Origin of the sequence: Clostridium massiliamazoniense, from assembly GCF_001403635.1 — a bacterium.
Classification (GTDB): domain Bacteria; phylum Bacillota; class Clostridia; order Clostridiales; family Clostridiaceae; genus Sarcina; species Sarcina massiliamazoniense.
On record NZ_LN879467.1, the window covers coordinates 192,640 to 217,637 of the forward strand.

Annotated in this window: 25 protein-coding genes; 3 read left to right on the plus strand and 22 right to left on the minus strand. The window is 26.2% G+C overall.

Going from position 1 to position 24,998, the window contains the following annotated elements:
- Positions 1-172: 172 nt before the first annotated feature.
- The 9 genes from ARA19_RS04835 to ARA19_RS04875 form a co-directional block, all read right to left on the minus strand.
- Complete coding sequence (locus ARA19_RS04835; protein WP_055069837.1) at positions 173-823, minus strand: TerD family protein; 651 nt, start codon at positions 821-823, stop codon at positions 173-175.
- A 14-nt stretch (positions 824-837) separates the two neighbouring features.
- Complete coding sequence (locus ARA19_RS04840) at positions 838-1,410, minus strand: TerD family protein (protein ID WP_055069838.1); 573 nt, start codon at positions 1,408-1,410, stop codon at positions 838-840.
- A 93-nt stretch (positions 1,411-1,503) separates the two neighbouring features.
- Positions 1,504-1,998 carry a TerD family protein gene (locus tag ARA19_RS04845; protein WP_242862405.1) on the minus strand — a complete coding sequence of 165 codons (495 nt, stop codon included), beginning with the start codon at positions 1,996-1,998 and terminating at the stop codon, positions 1,504-1,506.
- 227 nt (positions 1,999-2,225) lie between these two features.
- A complete protein-coding gene (locus ARA19_RS17960; RefSeq protein ID WP_055069839.1) occupies positions 2,226-3,890 on the minus strand; it encodes a toxic anion resistance protein in 1,665 nt (554 codons plus the stop codon).
- A gap of 19 nt (positions 3,891-3,909) precedes the next feature.
- A complete protein-coding gene (locus ARA19_RS04855; protein WP_055069840.1) occupies positions 3,910-5,448 on the minus strand; it encodes a YceG family protein in 1,539 nt (512 codons plus the stop codon).
- Positions 5,449-5,675: 227 nt separating this feature from the next.
- A complete protein-coding gene (locus tag ARA19_RS04860) occupies positions 5,676-6,425 on the minus strand; it encodes an HAD family hydrolase (RefSeq protein ID WP_055069841.1) in 750 nt (249 codons plus the stop codon).
- The gene (locus tag ARA19_RS04865) at positions 6,425-7,495 is read right to left on the minus strand and encodes a cysteine protease StiP domain-containing protein (RefSeq protein WP_055069842.1); all 1,071 of its coding nucleotides are present in this window, start codon (positions 7,493-7,495) and stop codon (positions 6,425-6,427) included. The genes ARA19_RS04860 and ARA19_RS04865 overlap by 1 nt, the downstream gene beginning before the upstream one ends.
- Before the next feature lie 29 nt (positions 7,496-7,524).
- A complete protein-coding gene (locus tag ARA19_RS04870; RefSeq protein ID WP_055069843.1) occupies positions 7,525-8,733 on the minus strand; it encodes a phosphoribosyltransferase domain-containing protein in 1,209 nt (402 codons plus the stop codon).
- A 15-nt stretch (positions 8,734-8,748) separates the two neighbouring features.
- On the minus strand, positions 8,749-9,855 hold the full coding sequence (locus ARA19_RS04875) for an HpcH/HpaI aldolase/citrate lyase family protein (protein WP_055069844.1): 1,107 nt from the start codon (positions 9,853-9,855) through the stop codon (positions 8,749-8,751).
- Between the two features lie 301 nt (positions 9,856-10,156).
- On the opposite strand from ARA19_RS04875, the gene ARA19_RS04880 reads away from it, so the two are divergent.
- Positions 10,157-10,495, plus strand: coding sequence for a hypothetical protein (locus tag ARA19_RS04880; RefSeq protein ID WP_055069845.1), 339 nt, complete (start codon positions 10,157-10,159; stop codon positions 10,493-10,495).
- A gap of 280 nt (positions 10,496-10,775) precedes the next feature.
- Complete coding sequence (locus tag ARA19_RS04885) at positions 10,776-11,036, plus strand: hypothetical protein (protein ID WP_055069846.1); 261 nt, start codon at positions 10,776-10,778, stop codon at positions 11,034-11,036.
- Positions 11,037-11,244: 208 nt separating this feature from the next.
- Here ARA19_RS04885 and ARA19_RS04890 read toward each other — a convergent pair whose 3' ends face one another.
- The 11 genes from ARA19_RS04890 to ARA19_RS04930 form a co-directional block, all read right to left on the minus strand.
- Positions 11,245-12,387, minus strand: coding sequence for an ABC transporter permease (locus ARA19_RS04890; RefSeq protein WP_055069847.1), 1,143 nt, complete (start codon positions 12,385-12,387; stop codon positions 11,245-11,247).
- 3 nt (positions 12,388-12,390) lie between these two features.
- Positions 12,391-13,512, minus strand: coding sequence for an ABC transporter permease (locus tag ARA19_RS04895; protein WP_055069848.1), 1,122 nt, complete (start codon positions 13,510-13,512; stop codon positions 12,391-12,393).
- A 10-nt stretch (positions 13,513-13,522) separates the two neighbouring features.
- Positions 13,523-14,455: an ABC transporter ATP-binding protein gene (locus tag ARA19_RS04900; RefSeq protein WP_055069849.1), complete on the minus strand. Its 933-nt coding sequence runs from the start codon at positions 14,453-14,455 to the stop codon at positions 13,523-13,525.
- 189 nt (positions 14,456-14,644) lie between these two features.
- On the minus strand, positions 14,645-15,049 hold the full coding sequence (locus ARA19_RS18290) for a transposase (protein ID WP_084764328.1): 405 nt from the start codon (positions 15,047-15,049) through the stop codon (positions 14,645-14,647).
- 830 nt (positions 15,050-15,879) lie between these two features.
- Complete coding sequence (locus tag ARA19_RS17465; RefSeq protein WP_197276568.1) at positions 15,880-16,053, minus strand: hypothetical protein; 174 nt, start codon at positions 16,051-16,053, stop codon at positions 15,880-15,882.
- A gap of 138 nt (positions 16,054-16,191) precedes the next feature.
- On the minus strand, positions 16,192-16,347 hold the full coding sequence (locus ARA19_RS17470; protein ID WP_157452227.1) for a hypothetical protein: 156 nt from the start codon (positions 16,345-16,347) through the stop codon (positions 16,192-16,194).
- A 92-nt stretch (positions 16,348-16,439) separates the two neighbouring features.
- Positions 16,440-16,946, minus strand: coding sequence for a flavin reductase (locus tag ARA19_RS04910; protein WP_055069851.1), 507 nt, complete (start codon positions 16,944-16,946; stop codon positions 16,440-16,442).
- Positions 16,947-16,966: 20 nt separating this feature from the next.
- A complete protein-coding gene (locus ARA19_RS04915; RefSeq protein WP_055069852.1) occupies positions 16,967-17,947 on the minus strand; it encodes a dipeptidase in 981 nt (326 codons plus the stop codon).
- Positions 17,948-18,119: 172 nt separating this feature from the next.
- Positions 18,120-19,616 (minus strand): alkaline phosphatase, encoded by a 1,497-nt coding sequence (locus ARA19_RS04920; RefSeq protein ID WP_055069853.1) that lies wholly within the window; start codon positions 19,614-19,616, stop codon positions 18,120-18,122.
- A gap of 346 nt (positions 19,617-19,962) precedes the next feature.
- Complete coding sequence (locus ARA19_RS04925; protein ID WP_055069854.1) at positions 19,963-20,538, minus strand: hypothetical protein; 576 nt, start codon at positions 20,536-20,538, stop codon at positions 19,963-19,965.
- 12 nt (positions 20,539-20,550) lie between these two features.
- Positions 20,551-21,480 carry a hypothetical protein gene (locus ARA19_RS04930; RefSeq protein ID WP_207643334.1) on the minus strand — a complete coding sequence of 310 codons (930 nt, stop codon included), beginning with the start codon at positions 21,478-21,480 and terminating at the stop codon, positions 20,551-20,553.
- 380 nt (positions 21,481-21,860) lie between these two features.
- Here ARA19_RS04930 and ARA19_RS17755 point away from each other — a divergent pair, with 380 nt between their 5' ends.
- Positions 21,861-23,003, plus strand: a complete 1,143-nt coding sequence (locus ARA19_RS17755; protein ID WP_055069856.1) for a DUF6688 domain-containing protein — start codon at positions 21,861-21,863, stop codon at positions 23,001-23,003.
- Between the two features lie 73 nt (positions 23,004-23,076).
- Here ARA19_RS17755 and ARA19_RS04940 read toward each other — a convergent pair whose 3' ends face one another.
- Both ARA19_RS04940 and ARA19_RS04945 read right to left on the minus strand, forming a co-directional pair.
- On the minus strand, positions 23,077-23,433 hold the full coding sequence (locus ARA19_RS04940) for a hypothetical protein (RefSeq protein ID WP_055069857.1): 357 nt from the start codon (positions 23,431-23,433) through the stop codon (positions 23,077-23,079).
- A 293-nt stretch (positions 23,434-23,726) separates the two neighbouring features.
- Positions 23,727-24,890, minus strand: a complete 1,164-nt coding sequence (locus ARA19_RS04945; protein WP_055069858.1) for a class I SAM-dependent methyltransferase — start codon at positions 24,888-24,890, stop codon at positions 23,727-23,729.
- Positions 24,891-24,998: the final 108 nt, after the last annotated feature.

Below are 24,998 nucleotides of genomic sequence, written 5' to 3' on the forward strand. Positions count from 1 at the left end.
TCTACCCCTAACTTTATTTAATTTTTCATGCACTATAGAGGGCTAATGAAAATATTAAAAACTAGAGATTATAATAGAAATCAGCCTTTGAGTTTATATAAACTCTTAGCTGATTTCTCAATATATCAATAATTATTAATACTTATTTAGCCCTCAAAGGACTTAAAGCTAATTATTGATATAAAGCTAAAATATCATTTAAATCACCTATTTTACCTTCACCAATAGCTTTAAATTGCCATTCCATTCCCTCTCTATATAATTCAGCAAATATAACTGATGTAGCTGTTGATCCATTTTCTTTCAAGTTAAATCTACATAATTCTTTTTCACCTTGTAATTCATCCATAAGTCTTACATATGAATTGTTTATCATGCCAAAAGTTTGTCTCTTTTCCTTTGCATTATGAATAGTTACTACAAATACTATTTTTTGAATGCTCATGTCAATTTGAGATAAGTCTATATTTATTCTCTCATCATCACCATCTCCAGCACCTGTTCTATTATCTGCTCCAAGTACTATACCTTGGCCTTGCTTATTATTAAAGAAAATAACATTTGATACAGTATTAAATCTATTATTTACATCTAGTAAGAAAGCTGCTATATCAACATCAAAATCAGCTCCTCCTGTTGCAATATCCCAACCTGCTCCAACTACAACCTTTTTAAGTCCTGGATTTCTCTTTGTTAAATCTAATATATCATTTTTTTGAAGATTTAAAGTAATACCACCATTTGAAATATTATTGGTATTATTCCTTGAATTCCCAAGATTACTTCCTAGATTTCCAAAATTCCCACCTAAATTAATCGCCATAAAAAACACTCCTCTTATTTATATCTTTCAAATAAAGTTGATACACTTGCTTTCATTAGCTCTCCAACGGCTTTAAACTTCCAGTCATCATTATCTCTGCTTAATTCTGCAAATACAATAGCTGTATTGTCTCCACCATCATCAGTAAGATTATATCTACATAACTCTGAATTTCTAGAATCCTCATCTAGAAGTCTTACATAAGCATTTTTAACCTTTGAGAAACTTTGTTTTCTTCTATCAGCTTGATAAATAGTAACTGCAAAAACTATTTTTTCACAACTTGAAGGAATTCTATCTAAAGATACAGAAATCTTTTCATCATCTCCATCTCCCTCACCAGTTCTATTATCACCATGAAGGAAAATACCAGTTCCTCTTTGATTACCAAAATAAATTAAGGAATTTTTTCCACTTACTCTTCCATCCTTATCAAGTAACAATGCTACTAAATCTAAATCATAGTCCTCTTGAAAACTAAAAAAACCTTTTTTAACAACATCCCAACCAACTGCAAGAACCACATTTTTAAGTCCTGGATTCTTTTTTGTTAAGTCAAGCACATCATTTTTTTGAAGATTTAACATATAAAACACTCCTCTTTCATTCACCGATATAAAAAATTAAATATATAATGTTGTGAAGAGTTTATCCTCTTCACCTTTAATTATTAATTAATGCTACATATATAATGAAAGTATTCCATTAAGATCAGCTATTCTACCTTCTCCAATAGCTTTAAATTGCCATTCCATTCCGTCTCTATATATTTCAGCAAATATAACTGATGTTGCAGTTGAGCTATTTTCCTTTAAGTTAAATTTACAAACTTCTTTTTCATTATTTTTTGAATCTAATAATCTTATAAATGAATTTTCAACCATTCCAAAAGTTTGTCTTTTACTTTGTGCTTCATGAATTGTAATAACAAATACTATTTTTTGAATATCACTTCTTATTTGTGTTAAATCCATCTTTATTCTTTCGTCATCACCTTCGCCAGCGCCTGTTCTATTATCTCCTAAAAGTTCTATTCCTTGCCCTTTCATATTGTTAAAAAATATTACATCATCTGGAATATGAGCTACCTTGCCATTTTCATTTAACAAAAATGCTGCTATGTCAAGGTCAAAGTCGAATCCATTATTGGCAACATCCCATCCAGCACCAAGTATTACTTCTGTAAGTCCTGGATTTTTTTAGTTAAATTTAAAACATCATTCTTTTTAAGATTTAATGCATTTACATTATTTCCACCTAATCCTGTAATTCCACCTAAATTGATACCCATATTAACTCCTCCTCAGAATATATTTAATTAATTGTTTATATTATAACTCTATTAAAGGTAAAAATAAACTCTTTTTAAGATAATTATAATCATATTTACAAAAATTAATTTTTAAACCCCAGATATATGTTTTTTCATGTCAGCCTTTATAGTTTCAAGTTTATAAGAATTTTCTTTTCTTTGTTGTCTATTTGTTTCTTGAATTGCTTTAGTATCTTCTATTCCTTTCATTATAGTTTCAAAGGATTTTTGTAAAGTTTCTATAGATACTGAGCTTCCTGAAGATAGCTTAGCAATTTCAACTGATTGTCTAGCAGTATTAGCTGCATTTCTCATAATTAATTCATTAGTCTTATCATCAAGTTGCTTCATTGATTTTGCTTGAATTTCTTGTCTCTTTAATATTACAGCTTGTGCTAAGCATTGTTTAAATATAGGTAATGTCACTATAAATGATGAATTTATTTTTCTCATTAAATTGAAGTTTGACATTTGAATTGTTTGAATCATTGGTGCTGCTTGTATAGCAACATTTTCTGCTATTTGTAAGTCATAAACCCTCTGTGCCATCATATCCTTACTTACTTCTAATTTTTGAATAAGCATTTGCTTCTCTTCTTGGTTTAATGAATTATCATATGGTATTTGATTTAAATAATTGTCTATTTCTTCTATAGCCATTTCTCCAGCCACAATATATTTTTCTAATTGTCTATAAAATTCTAAATTTCCATCATATAATCTTTTTAAATGTGAATTGGCTTCTCTTATATCACTCTCATACTTTTTAAGAAGAACATATACTTTTTGAACCTCATAACCCATAGTGTCATATTTTTGGAATAACTTAGCTACAGTATTACCAACACTTTTGAACATCTTTGAAAACATTGAATCAGGTTTTGCATTTTCAAGCTCTTTAACATCAAATTTATCCATTATTTTTGTAAGATTATTAAGCATCTCACTTGCTTCTTCTGCTTTTACTGATTTCATAGAATTTAAAAGCTCATCTGATATTTTAGATATATTATCACTTGCTTGTTGTCCAAAATTTATAATTGAGTTTGTATTTTGTATGTCAACTTCACTAGTTAAAGCTTGAACTTCTTTCATTCCTCTTAATCTTTGTTTATATTCATTTATTTCTGCATCAACAGAAGGCATTGCATTACCCTCTATATTCATAGGAGCTTGACCATTAAAATTCATATTCATCCCTTGAGCCATAGAATTATCCATAGGATTCATATTTTGATATCCCATATTCATTTGTCCATTTCCATAACCTTGGTTCATGTTATTTTGATATTGCATTTGTCCTTGATTTTGATAACCCATTCCTTGGTTTTGATAATTCATATTTTGTTGTCCCATAGGTTGACCTTGTTGAAAATTCATGCCTTGTCCATAATTCCCCATGTTTTGGTTTTGTTGTCCATTATATCCTTGGTTATATGAACCCATATTCATATTTTGCCCTTGATTTCCATAGCCCATATTCATTGATGTATCACCATAACCATTATTCATATGTTGTCCATACTGATTATTCATTTGTTGATCATAGTGCCCATTGATTTGTTGCCCATATGGATTGTTCATATGTTGACCATATTGATTATTCATGTAATTTCCTTGGTTTCCCATTGAGTTATTCATATTAAAACCATTATTCATATTTTGATTTATTTCACTAGTTCTTCCATTTGGATTTTCGCCTTCAAATTCTACATCTATAGCTTTATTCATGTTTAATTCTTCATTATTATTCATAAAAAAGTCCTCCTAAAATTTACTTATTTAGAATCCTTGAAAAGAATCCTTGTTTGGAAATTAATATCTTTTTATAATGTGAGTCATAACTCATGTTTTCTAATCTAACCTTACTTACAATACTAGAATTTAATACATTATCTATATTAAGTAATCCTGATGGATTAAATATAACAATATCAATTCCTATAGTATGAAGATAACCTAATAACATAAGCATTGAATTACTTATTCCTTCTTCATTATTAAGATAAATACTTATCTTAGGTATGGATGAAGTAAAATCAAAATTATCAACTAACCTAACTATTTGTTCATTCATAGAAAGTATTAAAACTAAAAGCTTTAGTTTTTCTTCCTTACTTAACTCTCTAGCAAATATATCTTTTCTAGTAACAGTTTCATTAAATTTATTTAAAAGTAAATTTTGAACCTCTTCACTATACTTAGTAAATCTGTAACTAGGCATTTTTTTAATTTCTTCTATATCAAAACTACCGTCACTAAGCTGACAAAACATAAGTTGATACATATCATCATTTACTCTTCCTTCATCTGAAATAGCTCCTGTATTAAAGAATAAAGTATTTTCTGATTTTGTACATAATAAAACTAATTTTTGATATTCTACTATGTCCTTATATTGTCCATCTATTTTATAAAAAAAGCAAGGTACACTTACTGTATCTCCCTCTACCTTGAATCCTTGTCTAACTTTTGCTGGTTCATTCCAATAACTTTTTATATCTTCAACAATTCCATCTATAAGAATGCTTTTAGTATATCCTGATCTAAATTGCCATGGCATAAACATACCAGTTCCAGTAAATAGTTCTGTTCTTATCTCTCTTTCTATCTGTTTTGTTATACTCTCAACATTCTCTATTACTTTTCCTTGAGCCGTTCTCTCCTTGAAGCTATCTATACTTAGTATCCCCATATACTTTTCACAAATACTAAGCTTATCCTTATCTATATCTTGGAAAAATTCTTCCTTAAGTGGATTTATATAAATAACATCAAATCCCATTTTATAAAGCAATAAAAGAAAATATATGGCATGTTTTTCTATATTCCCATAGTATATACATTTCGGAATGTAATCACTATCATATTTTATACTTTTTAAATAACTATATCCCCACACAATAAGTTTGGTTATAAAATTATTTCTTACACTATCATTAAAGAAATTTTCATTAGCTATAGCTAAATTGACCACATATTCTAATGCACTTAAAAACTTCATATTAGCTTCTTGATTATCTAATATGGTTATATCTTCTTTAGAGAGATTGAATATGTTCATATTTCCTAGTTCATTATAAATGTATTGTATAAGCTCCATTTCACCTTTAAGCTCTAATTCATTATCAAAGACAAGTGAAACTTCCTTATTTTCTAAACATTTATTTTCTAAAGTTTTTAAAACATCATTATAATTATTTGGATTTTTAACTCCTATAAATCTATAAAAATAGGGTTTTATTTCTGAAAAATTATTTTCCCTTTCAAAATTCTTTCTAAACATAGAGTGAGCTATATTTATAAGTTCCAAATCATTCCCTCCCTCTCATTTATTTATCTAATGGCTCCTATAATTTTCTGCAAAGTTAAAATAAGCACAAGCCCCTAGATAAACTTCCACTAAAATTCAATTAAAGTTAAAACTCTATTTGAATTAAGTCTCTATTTTATAAATACTAAGCTAATTAAATCCCTTGTATTCCTTATATTATAACATTTTTAGAGTATATTTTTACTTTAATATTTGTTAAATTCTTTTTAACAGAATTTTCTTAAGTAGCTAATTATATCTTCTGTTGAAAAAATTCCTTCTTTTTCTGTAATATAAGAATTTTCATGTTTAAAGCTACTATGTTTTGGAATTATAGATATTCCCCTCTTAGTAAATTCTCTATCAACCTCACTATCTCCCGCTGTAAAAAGTTTTTTTATGTCATATTTTTCAATAATATAATCCACTGCATTAATTTTATTTATTCTTTCATCTATTATAAATATTTTTACTCCTATATGAATTACTTTGATTTTCCTATGAAATTTATCAACAAGCTTTAAATAATTTGTTTTTGCTTCTTCTTCTGAATCGCATTTTATTGTCACATAAAAGCCCTCTATGTTTCTTATTTCTCCATAAGTTAAATTTAAAGATTCTATATAAACAATTTCTTTTTGCACCTCTTCATTACTTTTTATCTTCCTCATTTCCTCTTCCCAAGAATTATCTAATTCTCCATCTACATATATTTGTGCTCCATTACTACATATAATTATTTTAGGATTATATTCTCTAATAAAATCAACCCTTAGAGTTTGATTTATGTTTCTCATGGTACAAGGAATAAACTTAAAATGTTCAAGTTCTAAAAGATTTAGAAAATCACTATAACTTTTTTCAGTCATATAAGTTATTTCCTTTTCTCCAATACTCTCTACACATTTATACCCTTTATTCTTTGAATGTATTAAAGTTCTATCTAAATCTGTTATGAAATATAATTCCTTTTCCATTACTCCTTCTCCTCTATTATTGCTACTGCCTTATAATCACTAAATTGAAGCTTGTCTATCTTAATGTTTCTTTCCTTAGCTAATATTATTAATTGCTGTAGGTTCTTATCCTCATAATCCTTAATAAGCAATAGCTTTGGTTTTCTTCTTAATAAAACTCTAGATGCTTCACCTATACTTAACTTTATGTTATTTATATTCTTAACTCCATAAAGGTCCTTTACTTTATTAACTACATCCTTAGAATAGTTTTTATCAATTTCTTCCATTTTACCCTTCTCATTTATAGTAATATTTTTAAACTCTTCTACTATGGCATCCACATATATTTGTGAAAAGTCCTCTTTTTCTAAGTAATTAATATTTATAGCACCATGGAAATCCTCTTCCATAATAAACTCTTTATTTAATATAGTTCTACTAATAAGACCACTTACAGTAGAATTTAAAATTGAATTTGGAACAGAGATATCCTTCCTTGTTCCATAAATAGGACATAATTTAGCAGGATCTGCTATAACTGCTAAAGATGAATCTACTTTACTTTTATTTATAATATTAAACTCATTTATAGACTTTTCTAATTCATTTATTATGGAACCTTTTCCAGTCCATCCATCTACAAATTGTATATTTCCATCTTTCTCTCTTTCTAAAATGTACTTTATTGCGTTAAAATCTATTCCCTTTCCTCTTATTATGGAAACACTGTAATGTTTTATATTAATATCATATTTATATTTTAAATACTTGCTTATAAGTATTCCATAAGGTGTTCCAGCTCTAGCAAGTGATACTAAAACTAGGTCATTACCTTTTTTCTTATATATACTTTCTGAAACTCTCCCTATATATCTAGCTATATTTGACTTTTCACTTTCTAAAAGTTTTAAAAATAAAGATTTTAACTCATCACTTGGACTACTTTCCTTTGAAATAAAATTAGAATAACTTATTCCCTTTCCTATAAGCTCTTCCTTTTCCTCTATAGTTATTTCTTTTAATACTCCTGTTAAATCCTTTAAAAGAAAAATACAATCATCTTTATAACTTCCTTTAACTAAGTTCATCTAATCATCTCCCATAAATCATCTCTAAATTATAATTTGAATATGACTAAATTATTTGTAAGCTTTAAATTTATATCATCTTCAGTTAATAAAATTACCCTATCATAATTGCTTTCACAATAACTCTTGTTATAAAAATAATATTTAACACCTTCAAAATCAAAACAATGCTTTTCCCTTATAGGATATCCTTCTATGTCTTTACAATAAATTGGACTTCTTGTAGTAGATTTAAAATAAACATCTCCCTTTAAACAAGCAGCCACTCTTGATGGTATATATATGTTTTCTCCATGCCCTAATACTAAGGTTTTAGATGAAATACCAACTTCTTCTTCAATAGCTCTAGCAATGTCCTTAGCCCTATGTTCTATATTTCTTATTTCCTCATGACTAACTCCAAATCTTCCAGTACTTCTTATATATGACTTAACACCATTTATAATTTTATAATTACAACGCTCTAGCTTATTTAAATTTACTACATCTAAACTCTGTCTAATTGCACAACCATCACTATCCTTAAAAACTTCCTTATTATTACTTTCAATAGTACCAGAAATCAATGATAATACATTTATTTTAATATTTTCTTCTTTCATAAACTTTTCACATAACTCTTTATAGTCAGAATTTCTCCAATCTAATAAACTTAAAATAATATATTCTTTTACATCTGATATAGCTTTTAACTCTCTTATTATATTTAACATTGACTTTCCCGTAGTTATTTCATCATCCACTAAAATAATTCTATTAGCATTTTTAAGCTTATCCAAATCACCTAAAAAGCACTTATGAGTAGTAGCATGAGAATGTTCTTCTTCAAATTTTAAAATTGACTTAAGTTCTGTTATGTCCTCTCTCGTTGTTGTAATATAATAAGAATTTTCTATTGCTGAAGCAACTGCCATCCCTAAGCCTGTTGCTGTTTCTGCAAAGCCAATTACTATATCTTTATTAGAATTTTTATAAATATCATAAAAGTCCTCTTTTATTAAGACATTGTCCCCTTTTATTAAATCTATATACTTTTTAGTACTATTATTTTTTCCATATAACCTTGAAACAAGTAAATACCCTGCTACTCTACATATATCTGGCTTTACCTCTATATGCTTTCCTAAAACTTTACTAACAAAAAGAAAATTCCTCTTTTTATTATTTGCTCTACTTGCCATAACTACTAAGTCTTTAATATCCAATCCATAAACATCGTTCTCTATAGTGATTTTCATAAGTCCTCCCTCTAATTAACTCAAAACTTCCTTAGGTCCAATATTTAATAATTCTTTATTCTCTTCGAAGTTCTCTTTCATCACCCCAAAAACTTCTGCTCTTTCTACAATCTTCTTAGCCCAATTTAGATGTGGTGATATTTCATTCATTTTATTATCTCCATGGCCCTTAAATACTCCCCCTCCAGTTTTACTTTTTAATATATAAATAGCATCCTTATAATCTTCATAACTTACTATATAACTTAAATTAACATAGTCAACCTGATATGGGTGTATTACTGTTTTTCCTATAAAACCATTTTCTATATCCATTTTTACTTCTTTTTTCAATCCTATTACCTCTTTAGAGTTAGGATTGTCAGAAAAATATTCCCATACAGGTCCAGAAAGAACATATCCCTCATGAGCCCTTACAAATATATTTATTATATCTATAAGGCAATCTGATACTACTTTTATGTCATATATAGTTGAATTAACCGACCTTCTTAATCCAAACTTAGAAGAAAAATCTGTTCCACCTACTCTCACATTAAGGACAATATCTTTATATTTATCTAACAACTCCTTAATTTCAAGTAAAACCTTCATTCTACTTTCTTTGTAAATTATATTTTCACTTTCCAATATAGGCATTATATAAAACTTTTCATCTAATCTCTGAGTTGTACTTATTGTTTGCCCTATATATTCTTCTCCATTTTCCACTGTAAATTTAGGAAATACAAAACCTGTTATTAAATTAGCCGTAGCTTTCTTCATTTTTGAAGTAATACTCTTAAATTGATTTACATTTCTAACCCTTATAAAAATTAATGGTATATCCTCATACTTTAACTCTCCACTTTTTAATTGGAGAGAAATCTTATGTAAATTATTTATAAATTCATATTCTGCCTCTAATACATCATCTTCATTTATAGCATCTTCAAAACATACTGTTACTGTTGTGCAATTCCCAAGAAACCCATCTTTTACTTTACTGTAAATATCCATTAATCCATTCATATAAAGATTTGCTCCAACAGCATATTTTAAAAATTTCTTATCACTATATTTATTAAAACTTTTAGGCACTTTAAAAAATAAATCCTTATCTACATTTTTAAAATTTATCAAAGTTAATCATCTCTCCATCCCAAAATAGTAATATTCTAATCACTAATCATCTGCAATAATAGTTTTAAGAAACTCTAATATGACATGATTATTTTTCTAAAACTATATACTTTTTCATAATTTTATTGTAAAAACATTCTTTTCTTTAATCCATTTAAAGATTCTTTTACTCTTTTATTCATTATACACCAATTTTTTACTACAATATTTAATTTTATAATTTATTAAATTCCTATTTATATCTTTATAACAATTAAGTAATATAATTAATTTAATGATTATAATTTTTAGGAGGATTTTAATGAGAAATTTAGATTTTACAATAGCTCTTTTTTCTTTAGTATTATATCTTTTTACCAATAGATCTCATTATATCTGTGCTATGAAAAGTTATGACGATGATGAAAAAAGTCATTTATATAGTAAATTTAGTCTCATTTCAAGAATATACGGTAAAATTTCATTAATATTTTTTGCTTATGGCATGATAGGACTTACATTAAAGCTTAGTGATACCACTATAATTTCTTATATGATAGCAATACTTACAATTCTACTAACTTACTTAGCTGGAACAAAGGCTAATGAAAAATTATTAAACCAAGCTTATGAAAAAATAACAAAAATAAGAGATAATTAAATATTTTAGAGGATGTATCAAATTACAGATACATCCTTTCTTTCTTTTATCTAGCTATCTCGGCAGATGAAAAAATGCATTTTTAATACAGCCTCTTTAAATTTCTTATGAACTTTTCTTTTTAAAAGTTATTTAATTTAATAATATACTTTTCTTATTCTTTTTTAACTTTTACTATAAAATAGGAAAATATATATTTATTTCTATTTAATAAAGGAATTTAAACATTTTCATAGAATATATATATTATAATATTATAAATCTTATGGAGGTGCCTTTTATGGACTTATTATTAAAGGAATTAGACGAAAGATATTACTACGGAGAATGCCTTAACAATGGTTCTCTATGTGCAATAGAAAAAGTAAAAGAATTAATGAATTATAAAAATAATTTAAATGAACTCCTTGAAGCAATAAATATTGAAGAGGAAAAGTTTAGAAACTTAAATACTAACAAAGCTAGTGATATTTATGTAAAAGGATATCTCTTTGAACTTAATTACATTAAAATTAGGATTACTGAACTTAATGTAGCTTAATTTCTTTTTGAACTTTGTGAAAACGATTATATATTAATATATTTTTATTATTAACTAATAAAATGGAGCTTTACAGACATTAGTCATCATATAAAAAAGGAGGATATATCAAATACAGATATATTCTCCTACTTTTATCTAACTATATGACCTTCTTTAAGAATTAAAAACAACTCAACTTTAAAATTTAATTTAATTCTTCCTACTTTTAAATATCTCTAAATGTAATATTTTCTCTTAAAGCAATCACTGCTGCTCCTATAAATAATAAGAATGAACTTATTAATATTAGAATTATATATTTAAAGACACTACTAAAAGGATCTCCCTGTTGTAAATTATAAATATATTGCATTGCCCATCTAGTTGGAAGAAACATAGATATCTCATTTATAGAATTAGGAAATAATTCTATAGGTACAAATAATCCTCCTAGCATTGTTAATAACCAAACTATTATATTACTAAGCATTGCTGAATCATCCTTACTTAATAACATTGAAATTAATTCTAATGATATTGCAAATGCTCCTATTGAAAGTAGCACTATAGCTAAATCTATTATAGATATGCCTAAGTTAATCTTCACACAATATTTTATTACAATAAGGGATATAGCTACTTGAATAGCTAAAACAGTAAGACTGCTTAATATATTTGCAAAGAAATATTGCCACTTACTAACTGGAGCCATAAATACTCTAGAATACACATTGTTCTTTCTTGCATCACCTATTATTTTAGTTCCTCCTATTGCCATAGAGAATATAAAAAATATTAAAATTCCTAAAAATTCTCTTATACCTTCATAATTACTTTTTACATCACTAAGATTATTTTCTTTTATATTTACACCTTTATTGAGATAATTACTAACAGCATCTACATATTTATCATTATTCCCATTTGAAGCCTTTGCCATATAACTTAAATTAATTAATGTATTATTTATTATAGGCTCTATAGATTTATAATCACTGTTATTTCCAATAGTTTTTATTTCTATTCCACTATTCTTATTGTCTAAAAGATTTTGTTGAATATTGTTGGGTATAGTTATTACTAAATCTACAACTTTATCTTTTAAATCTGAATTTACATCACTTGACTTAATTTCAGTTAAACTTATAGAGCTATTTCCCTTTAGGCTATCTAATATAACTTTAGAAGAAATATTATTACTTTCATTGATCACTCCTACTTTTATAAGAGATGATGAACCTGAACTAAAGACATAAGAAAAAATAACTAACATTATAATAGGTGCAAACAGTATTAATGCAAAATATTTTCTTCTTTTTGTTATCATTCTATTTATATTATCTAAATAAAGAACTTTTAATATATTCATATACTATCTCTCCCTTCTCTTGCTAATTATCACTAGCATGAAAATAAATAGTATTATGAAGGCTACATCTAAGCCTGTACTTATTAGCAAGTTTCTATAAGTTCCTTGATAAATATAATCCATTATCCCTTTATTTATCCATCTTAATGGTGATATTTCAGTAAGATAATTAAAAATCTTTGATATTGAGTTCACACCACTATAAATAGGTGTATATGCTCCACCTAAAAATGCTAGTATAGGGAATATAACTGCTTTCAACAATCCTATAGCTTTTCCTGAATTTCTAGCAAATGAACATATGACTTGTCCTAAAAGTATGCTAGCAGTACTTAAAATTAATATTGACCCATAGGTTATAATAGGATTTCCCCAATTCACCTTAAGCACGTACATTGAATATAAATATGCTGGTATTGTCACAACTATACTAACGAAAAAGTAACCTATTGTATTTCCCAATTGATACTCTAACTCTCCTATTCCAGCAAGTTTTATTCTATTTTTTATTCCTTTTCTTTCATCATAGTCTATAGCTGCTAATGGAGTTATTGCCATATATAATACAAATAAAGTTATATCTGTTATTGCATAATAATCAAATGAACTCGGAGCCTTTGCAGCTGGAAGTTTTTCTATTTTTACAGATTGTTTTATATCATTACTTTTTAAATTTTCCATAGTAATCACTGGATTAACTTTCATAGCTTCATCTATTGCATTAAATCTTTTCACTACAAAATTAACTACACCATCTACTATAGCCTTTTCTATAGGTTTCTCTATGCTATTAAATATTTCTATGTCATTTCCATTTATATATATAAATGAATCTTTATTATTTTTAACCATAGCTTTACCTGAATCTAAACTATTTGTAGCTTTAAATTCTATATTAGAATTTCCTTTAAAATTATCTAATACTTTTAAAATCTCTGAGTTTTCCTTTGATGGATTATTAGCATAATAGTAAACAATTGATTTTTTAATATTTTGATTACTAAAATCTCCTTTAAGTATTCCTCCTAAAACAGTCATAAGAATTATTGGGAAAAATATCATAATAATTAAATTTCTCTTATTCCTAATGTAGTTTTTAAAGGCTCTTTTTCCTATGTTTATCATAAAAAACCCTCTAATCTCTAAGCTTTCTTCCTGTTAAATTTAAAAATACAGTTTCTAAATTTACAGTTTCAAAGCTTATATCTAATATATTACTATCTTTTCCAATAATTCTAATAATATTATCTAATTTTTTACTATGTTTTTCTATCTTTATAGATAATAGATTTCCTTCTATTTCTACATCAATTACTTCTTCTATAACTTTTAATTGTTCCATATTAATATTATCATTATTTTCTACTATTATATTTAGAACCTTATAATCTCTTAAACCTTCCTTTAATTCTTTTGGAGAACCTTTTGCTATTATTTCACCATGGTCTATAATAGCTATATTATTACAAAGTGCTTCAACCTCTTCCATATAGTGCGTTGTATAAATAATTGTTGCTCCACCTTCATTTAACTTTTTTACAAATTCTAAAATATGATTTCTAGATTGAGGATCTATCCCTACAGTAGGTTCATCCATAATAATAAGCTTTGGACTATGAGCAATAGCACAGGCAATATTTAACCTTCTCATCATTCCACCAGAAAATTCACCTGCTCTTTTATCTTTAAACTCTAAAAGTCCAGTGAACTCCAATGACCTAGTTATAGCTTCCTCTAATTTTTTTCCTTTAAGTCCATAAAGACTTGCAAAAAATTTAACATTTTCATAAGCACTATAATTCTCATATAAAGCTATGCTTTGAGGAACCAATCCAATTTCTTTACTTATTAACTTTTTATTTTTGTTTAAATCCTTATTGAAAATTTCAACTACTCCAGAAGTAGCCTTTAAAATACCACATATAATACTTATAGTTGTACTTTTCCCAGCTCCATTGGGTCCTAACAGTCCAAAAATATCTCCTTCATTAATTGATAGTGATAAATCCTTAACAGCTAAAAAATTTCCATATTCTTTTCTAAGATTACTTATTTTAATAGCATCCATAAATCTCCCTCCTTTTCTTTTGTTTACTATGTAATGAATTATACAAATTTACTTAACTAAATAATAGTTACTAAAGTAATACTTTTAGTAATATTTTTAAAAATCAAAAAAGTATAATCATTTATACAAAAAGCTCTATATAGAATTGTTTTTACACAAATCTATACAGAAAAGTCTTATCTTCCATAACTAAAGGGCGTGGAACGCCCTATTATTAATTATCACAAGTATTGATTGTCTATTTATAGGAATCATAATTCTTTCTGTAAATGTTTTTTTCAATATTAAGGATATTAAAATTAGTAACTCACCATTGATATTTACATTCAGAAATTTTCTAAGAAATGTATCAAAACTTAATCTCGAAAACCTAATATTTTCAATGGTTTCATTGTGAAGAAATTTTAGTAAAACATAAGCTGCTAGAGCAATAAATATCTGATTATAAACAGCGTTTTCCGTGGTTCCGAATAAATTTGTAACATTTAGATTCTGTTTTATAAATCTGAAAAAACACTCTACATTCCATCTCGTTTTATAGATTTCAGCTATTCTATCTGGGTCAATATTCCTAATGTTAGTACAAACCTGTATTAGCTTACCTTTATAATCAGAGAACGTAACAACTCTAAATCTATTTTCAGTTTTGAAAAATTGAGTGTTTTAATTATAACAATACAAATTAATTGCTTATTATTACATTAAATTACATAGCTATGATAATTGTAGTATTAAACTTCAGTTTTATGATGTATAATATTATATGGAGTAAAATGGAAGGACGAAAGATGAATAATCTAAAAAAAGAATTAGTATAGACTTTGAAAAACACCCATACATCAAATAAAAATGTAATGATATAACAGTTTGTATAACTCACCTTCATATAATTTAAATTTTATTTTTATATTTAATTACTAAAGACAGCAAGGAGAATAACATGAGTAAAAAAATTAACCAACAAAAATTAAAAAAAGTTTTAATACTTGATATAGTGCTATATATAATGGCACACTTTTTTGACAAACCTAAGACGGCTTTTTTAGATTTAATCATATATATACTTTTATTCATAATGGGAATATATTCAATATATTTATGCTTTAGCACCCAAAAAAAATGATGAGTCTTTCATTCAAATATAACTTTTTGACTAAATCTTCTTGTGAAATCAAAGGAGGATTATCCTCTCTTGATTTTCTATCTCCTCTATGTTTGTTAATTCCTTTAATCCTCACCAATTCAACTATACATTTAGCCATCTTTATAGGATTTATAAATATAAATTTAACTCATCTTCTCTATCTTCAATCCATTTTTTATTATATCATTAATATTATTATCTTTAAAAATGTCAATTGAATTTATCTTATTTAAAATATCATTATCTATCAATACTGGAAAGTTAAATATATTTATATCTTTTATTTTTTTCTCTTTCTTATATATATATCGCCTAATATACTATCAATTTTATTTTCATCAATATGAGAAATTATTTTTTTCTTTGAAATCTGAACCATACTATATGAATTTACTCCATCAATACTATTAACATTAACATATTTTAATCCGTTCAATTTTTGTAATTCATCCATTACTTTCTTCTTGATTATAATTAAAATTTCTGTATGCAATTTTTTTCTACACTCTATTGAAAAGTCATATTTATTGCCTTTCTAATTATTCTTCTCTTCTATTGCTATACTCCTATTCATATCATTTTGATGAGTATCCTATTTCTTTTTAATCTTATTATTTTCACTATCATCTATAATAACAAAAGGATATATTCCAACAGCCCTATTCTCTTTCACAGGTATTTGTTTGGTTTCCTTACTATCTATTCCTCCAGAAAAACATGAATCAATTAATAAATCATTTTTAATCAAAAAAGACTGTGTATCTCCTAAGTCTTGAATATATTTTTCATCATATCCAACTTTGGGTTTACACAGTCTATTATAAATACTTATACCTATATTTACTTAACTAAAATCTCTTCTACTTCTGCAATATACATTTCATGATAATCTTTTTCTGGATACCAATGATTACATAAATCAGCATCAACAAAATTCTCTGGTTTTAAATATTGTGAATAAAGCTTTTTGCACACTATTACTATTTTTCCTTCTTCAAAGTAAGGTTTTCCCTTAATATTATTAAGAGTTAAACCACTCTTACTTATTTTATCTTCATCTCTTCCTGATACACTACCTAAATACCCAAGTTCTTTTTTAAAGCTTTTATCAAAAAAGGTTAATGTAAATCTACCTTCATGATCTATAAATTCTTTAGTATAACGTTGTGGTCTAACAACAATATATGCTACGTTTTTTCCCCACATAACACCAAGTCCACCCCAAGAAGCTGTCATTGTATTAACTTGTCCCTCTTTTTCTGCAGTTATAAGCATCCAATCTTTCCCTATTAGTTTAAAAGCACTTTCCTTTAAATCATCAACATTTATTTCTTTGAAATTTTCCATTAGTATCTCCTCCTAAAATTTTAATCTCTAAAACATTCCTTCATTACTCTATAGAAATTTTTATAACTTATTTTTTCTATATATTCCTTAGAATATCCTCTTTTTTCTAGTAGTTCTATTAAGTTTTTAACTTTTGTAGCATTTTCTAATCCTCTAGTATTAGAATTATCTCCAATTTCCATATGATTTCCGATTTCTTCTTCTTCAATAAAATCTAAAAAGTCAAATCCAAATCCTACATGATCTATTCCCATTACTTCTATCATATGATCTAAATGATTAATTAAATGCTCTAAATCTTGCTTGTCCACATTTTCATCAATGAACTCTCTATATGAATTTAATCCAACTAATCCACCTGTTTTAGCAACAGCTCTAAGCTGATCATCTGTTAAGTTTCTTTTTACATCACAAAGTGCTCTACAATTTGAGTGTGAAGCAATAATTGGTTTTGTAACTACTTCACATATATCCCAAAAAGTTTTTTCATTTGAATGAGAAACATCCACTACTATTCCTAGTTCCTCCATTCTTTTAACAACTTTAGCCCCTTCCTCAGTTAAGCCATAATCATTGCTTTGAGGTGCTCCAGCTCCAAGTTTATTTTTTTCATTCCATGTTACTGAAGCATGTCTAACTCCAAAATTATATAAAGCATCAATAAGTTCTATATCATCTTCTATAGGACTTAAACCTTCCATACCTAAAACAATAGCTAATTTTCCATCCTTCTTAGCTTTTTCAAAATCATCAAATTCTCTAATATGTTTTATTATATCTCTATTTTCATTAAATTCATTTGAAACTGTTTTTATAAGTTCCATAATTCTTTTCTTTGGATTATCTGTATATGGAGGATCTACCCACATAACAAAAATACTTCCTGTTATTCCACCCTTGTTGAATTTATCTAAATGTCTTCTTTTTATTATATCCTTCTCACCTTTTAATCTTCTTTGTACTATGTCTGTACATATATCTGAATGTCCATCAAATATCATAGTAAGTTCCTCCAATCTTGTCTATGGTTTATTGAATATATTATATATTAATTTAATTACAACCTAATTACAACTTTTTAACTTATTAAGAATTAGATGTATTAATATTAGTAAAAATCCAATAAACCATAATTTTTCCCAACCTTAATAATTATAATTTTAAAACTCTTTATTATACAAATAATAAATTTACTAACTTCTTAAATATATCCGTATTATCATAATACCCTATAAAATTTTCAGAACCATTTCCCATTGCATAAATCATAACTGGCATTCCTGTATGGTAATATGAAGTCCACCCTAATCCAGCTTTATTATTTAAAATATGCGTAACTGTTACTGAAAATGGATCATAAGAGCCATAAAGTATTTTTTCCTTTTCACTTTTGCTTTTCTTATTACTTTTATCTTTTATACTTTCATTAAATGCTTTTTCAAGCTTATTATACTCATAATCACTTAAAACTAAATCCTTATATTCATTATTATTTGAGCTTGAATCATTCTTTGTTATTAAACCAAAGTTCTCCTTTACAAAAGGCATTACATCATTTATATTTTCCTTTCCTTTATGTAGTTTTTTATATTCTTCTATGTATTGATTTAATACAACTTGTGATACTTTTTGTTTCTCTAATAATTTAAAATTTGTGTTATATTTATTCTTTGCATTACCTATGGATAATCCCCCTGTTTCATGATCTGCTGTAACAAGTATTAAAGTTTCTTTTGGATGTTTATTGTAAAATTCTATAGCTTCATTTACTGCTTTATCTAAAGCAATAACTTCTCCTATGGCTGTCATAGCATCATTAGAGTGGCAAGCCCAATCTATTTTTCCACTCTCCACCATAAGGAAAAATCCCTTATCATTTTCAAGAACATCTATAGCCTTTTTTACAAAATCCTTTAATTCTAAGTCCCCTTTTTTACTATCTATTCTATAAGGCATAGATTTAGAATCTTCAATTGTAGGACTAATTGCATAAACAGGTCCAGAGCTACTATTTAAATTTAAAATATCATTTTTATCTTTTATAATTTTATATCCATTTTTCTCTAAAGAATCAAAAACTTCTTTTTCCTCCATACCATCTTTTAAAGCTAAAGAACCACCTCCAAAATAATCAACCTTACTACTTGCCATTTGCATAGCTATATCATTAACATTTCCTCTTGAGCTACTATGAGCATAAAAAGCAGCTGGTGTTGCATGATTTAATGAAACTGAAGTAACTATGCCAACCTTATAATCATTCTTTTTAAACTTCTCTACAAGATTTTCAGGGTGACTCTTTAAATCTCCTTTTAAACCTATAACACCACTATAGGTTTTATAGCCATTTCCAATTGCTGTAGCAGTAGAGGCTGAATCGGGACAATAGGAAGTTAAATCATGAGTAGTTACATTTCCCACCACTGGAAACTTAGTAAAACCTAATCTTTCTAACTTTATTTCCTTATTACTTTTACTCCCCAAATATACCTGTGTAGTATTAACTTGTACTTGAGACATTCCATCTCCTATAAATAAAAACACATATTTAGGTTTAGCTATAGAAGTGCTTCCATTCTCCCCCTTTGCTATTACACCAAAGTTTGTAAAAAATATAGATATAATTAATATTAAAGATAAAATTGCTGAAACTTTTTTTGTCCTTTTCATAAAATCATCTCCTAGAAGTTTATTTCCCTGATCTCAAGGCTAAGTATTCCCATTTTATCTATATATTATTTAATAAAATTCGAGGGCTCTTCTCTTTATATCCAGCATCTAAAACATTAAAGTGTTACAAGCTCCTAGTCATCAAATAAAATACTCATAATATCATAGTAATTTTATATTTTTTATCTTCTAAAATAACTAATTAAAAATCAAAAGGGACATACATATAATTTTGGTATCCCCCTAATATCTTATAAACTAAAGCATAATTCAGCTAAAGTTAAACTCCACTTTTAAATCTGCCTCCACTTGTCTTTAATTTGTAGAAGATTGGAGTATTACAATACTAGTCCTCAGATAAGTTTAGGCAATAGTTTTTTAATTTGTTAATAGCTCTTAAAAAAGAAATTTCTGTTCCTAATGCTACTAAAGTTACAGTAATAGCAAAGATAAATAGCCATACACTATTATTAACATTAAGAGCTAATGAAACTACTATAATTTGTCCACTCCCCACAATTAAAAATAAGTTTAATATTCTTCTAAACTTTTCATTTAACTCCGAATTGTAATCAGTAACTATATAAGTTACTATCCCTTTTATCAAATTATAATAAATCATAATGTTTATTGATATTGTAACAACAGCAAAAATCAAGTTAAATACTGGATAGTCTTCGGAAAAATCCACGTAATTATTGAGAATTATTATATTAAGAATACATACTATAAGAAAATTCCAAGTTCTACTTTTGGCTTTTGAAAAATACTTCTTTTCATCATCTAAATACTTTAATGAATTTAATCCAACTATAATAAATATGGCACCAATAAAATTGGGCATTATATCTATATTATTCATATTTAAATCTATAACTATAAATAATAATCCAATAAAAATTTTATTAATTGCATTTCTCATACACTTCCTCCTTTACTGTTGTATTTTTTCAATCTCCTTTATATCCTTAAGGGTCAATTTATTAAAATCATTTAAGTCTGTAAATCTACTACTTACAACCCTATCCTTTTTTCCATCATTGATTATTAAATTAATTCTTTGATTTTTTATTCTTTCAAAATTTTTTTCTTTTGATTTTATGCTTATTTCTACACTTTCTTTGTCTTCTACTTTTAATGGGAACTTTACGTCATCTATTTCTTTTCCATTTATATAGACAAAATAATTCTTCCTTAAAACTCCCATAGACTTCATCTCAATAGCTTTTAGTTCTTCTCCCTTTCCTAAATAAAAACTAGAATTCCAACATTCACTATTTAAACCACTCATGGCATATTCATTTATAAACTGCTCTTCACCATCTTTAGTTGCATATACTTCACCTATATCAATAAGTTCTTCTTTCAAATTTCCTGTTCTCTTACTGCTTAAAACAAGCTTAATCTTTGTTATTGGTTTTAACAAGAGTTCATCCTTTATCTTTTCATCTTCTAACGGCATTTCCAAAATGAATTTTGTTCTTTCTATATATTTATTACCTTTTATGAATTCTTTTCCCTCTATACCTCCCCTATACATAAGGGTTTCATCATCAATAAAATTATAATCTCCATCAAATTCACCATAGTCTCCTACTTTTAATCCTAAATTATTGAACTCTGGTAACTCTCCTCTAAGTATTTGATACTCATTATCACTAGAATTTTTTACAGAAATCACTTCAATAGGTTCCATTCTATAAACTAATTTATTTTTTTCCTCACTATTATTCAACACCTCTTCATCTCCAGTATAAGTACCACTCTCTTCATCAAAAGCATTCTTATATAACTTTACTTCTGAATAAGTTTTTAAATATAACGGCTTTTCTAGCTTATTACTAAAATAAAAAATTAAATTCACTAGTAGTATAGTTACTGCCAGTGAATACGCAATAAAAATCCCTTTCTTATTCACCATATTCCCCTTTCTCTAAACCCTATTTATCTTTAATATAAAATATTTTGTAATTATTTTCAATATAAAATAATATTTTCCATATAGTGTTAATATTTAAGATCTTATTATCTCTTCTATATCATCCTTTAAAATCCCTACCTTTTCTAGAAATATAGGCTGTTTCTCTCTTACTTATTGAATATTCCCTTAATATAAATAAAATCTTAACTTTTCTAAAAACAATGTTAATTTATCGTAAAACAATAAAAATAGATTGATTTATTTAAAAATAAATAGTACAATCAAAATAAAATATAACTTTAATATGATTAAGGAGAATAACATTGTATATTATTTTTTACATTTTAATTTTTTTAATCCTTTTTACTACACCTATTTATTGGTTCTATAAATTAATACGCTGTTTTTGCAATAAAAGTGAAGTCAATGGAGTAAGCTTAAAAATAGAATATGTTTTTACAGTAATAACATTTATAATTTGTTTTTCTTTGTTTTCCTTTATAAATTCTATGGTCAAAACTGGACTTCCTTTAACCAAATATGAGTTTGACAGTGCTCCTTTAGATATGTATACCCCTTTATCATTTGACCACAGCTTAACTTTATTAGTCTTTTTTACTTTAGGAGTAATTGCTTATTATCTATTAAAATCAAGTAAAATTGACTTTGCTCCTATTCCTTATGTGATTCTTTGTAGTATAGTAATAATTAATATTATTTTTTCATTGTTAATCTTCACACAATTATTAAGTGTGAAAGACTCTAATGATATTGTCCTTTCTCCTATATTGATTATTATAGGTCTTAATTACTTAGCTTTAAGCTTTATGTATATATCGCTTCTTAAAAGTAAAATGGACAATGTAAGAGTAATAGAAGAACATCTTAATAAAAAATTTAAGAATAAATGGTTTAATAAAATTTATGTTTTTTTTATAAAATATAATAATAAGCCTATACTTTGGATAATTACATTATTTCCTGTTTTTATCATCATTCAATTAATTCTTGTTCTATTTGGTCAACAACCAGATAGTTTCATTAAGGTATTTTTTGATACAAGCAACTACACATATTCACAAGTAATACCACCAGATCCTATAATAATTCCTGGTGATTCTCATTACTTATGCACCGTATCTGCTAGAGGACATAAAAAAATAGTTAAACCTTTAAGAGCTGGAATAAGAGGAAATAAAAGAATCTTAGTTAATAGACAACTTCTAATAGCAAATGCTTTTGAAAATATTTTAGAGCAATATACACCTAAAACTCATAAAATTATTAGATATATTTATGATAAATATGGATATCCACTAAGTAAACATATAAACACTAAATTTTCTGCTGATTTAACTTACTTTCTCATGAAACCTTTAGAATGGATTTTTTTAATTGTGTTATATTCAGTTGATAAAAACCCAGAAAATAGAATTCATATACAATATAGTGAATTAAGAAAATAAAATTTAAAAAGACTCCATAAGAGACTTTCATCTCTATGAAGTCTTTCTATTTAATTTTTATTATGTCTCTATCTTAATCTACAATTTTATCAATACTAAGATCTAGCTTTCCTTCATCACTTATATTATTTATCTTAATCTTAAATCTATCTTGGCAATCTCTACATATAGATTCACTCACTCTATAGATTTTTCCATTAATAATCATCTTTAGTTCATTATCCCTAGCACTTATAGTAGAAATACCTATTTGCTTCGCCTTTCCACCTTTTACAGATTTAATATTAGTAGTAATTCTCCCACTACTATTTTCATAAAAAAATTCAATATCCTTTACTTCTTTTTTGCTATTATTAATTACATTAAGAATAAATATGCTACCTCCAAAAAAACTAAAAGACCGATATATCAATTTCTCCTCTAACAACATAAATATCCCTCGCTTTTATACCTTTATTTATCTTTTATCACTTAAGAAGTTCTATATAATCATATTAAACAATATTTTTTACCATGTAAATATATTCCATAATTTGTTCTATAAATATTATAAACTCCTTAACTTATTTAACATAAATTTTGTAAAATTCATCTTATCACTTTATTTTTATTAATATTTCCTATATTTTTTTCTTCTTCTTCAAATTATTGAATAATATATTAGCTATTTTACACTAGAAATGCAGGTAGAATTTTAAATCTCCACCTGCATTTAATCTTATATTATATTAAATTATCTTCTTGTAATAATTTGAATAAAGTTGGCTCTAAATTAAATTTATTCATCAATGACTTAACTTCATTTAATGCCTTTTCTCTTTTTTCCTTAGACACTTTTCCCTTTGATGCTCTTATAAGTATGTTTTTTGGTGAATGGGCTATATCTATAAATTCTAAAAGTTGAGTTTTATAACCTATGGCTTCCAGAAGATTTGCTCTTACAGCATCTGTCATAAGTGCTGCTACTCTTTCTTGAACTATCCCATATTTAGTTAATATAGATAATTCATCACTTTCTATTTGTTTATTAAATTCATGTTGACAGCAAGGAACAGAGAATATCATGTTTGTATTCCACTTTATTGCATTATATAATGCAAAGTCTGTTGCTGTATCGCAAGCATGAAGTGTTATTACCATATCTACTTTATTATTATATTTAAATCCATTAATATCACCAAGTTCAAAATGTAAGTTTTCATACTTATATCTTTTTGCTATATCATTACATTTTTTAATTACATCAGCTTTTAAATCTAAGCCTATTATTTTAACATCTATGTTTTTAATTTTTGCAAAGTAATAGTACACTACAAATGTTAAATATGATTTACCACAACCAAAATCTAATATTGTAAGCTCTTTAAGGTCTTTATTTTTCACCTCATCATCTATAAGTTCTATAAATCTATTTATTTGTTTGTATTTATCATATTTAGCTTTAACAACTTTTCCTTCCTTAGTGAAAACTCCTAAATCTATAAGAGGTTCTATAATCATTCCTTCTTTAAGTATGTAATTTTTTTCTTTGTTATGTGATTTCTTAACTAAAGCTTTATTATCTGATTTTCTCTTATTTAAAAGAACTTTACCCTTTTTAGATATTTTAACATCAAAAGTATATTCATCAGTCCAAGCGCCTAATTGTTTATAATTATCTTCTATATACTCATTAACCTTTTCTTCTAAATCTTCAAAATCTATATTTTCATGGAAAACTTGCTTATCAGTATATTTTTCAATTTGATAAAACTCTCCATTCTTATTTTCCTTTAATGAAAAAACTATTTTATTAAAATCATAGTCCTTATTTTTCTTATTACTCAATACTATTTTTATAACCTTTGAAGCTGTTATTTCACCTATTATTTTCTTTAATTCTTCCATATTTAATGCACCTTATCTCTCAAAATTTCTTTAATATTTTATCTCATAACTAGTGCCTACACTCTTTTTTTATTGAACAAAAAACTAATGTTAAGCCCTAGATAACTT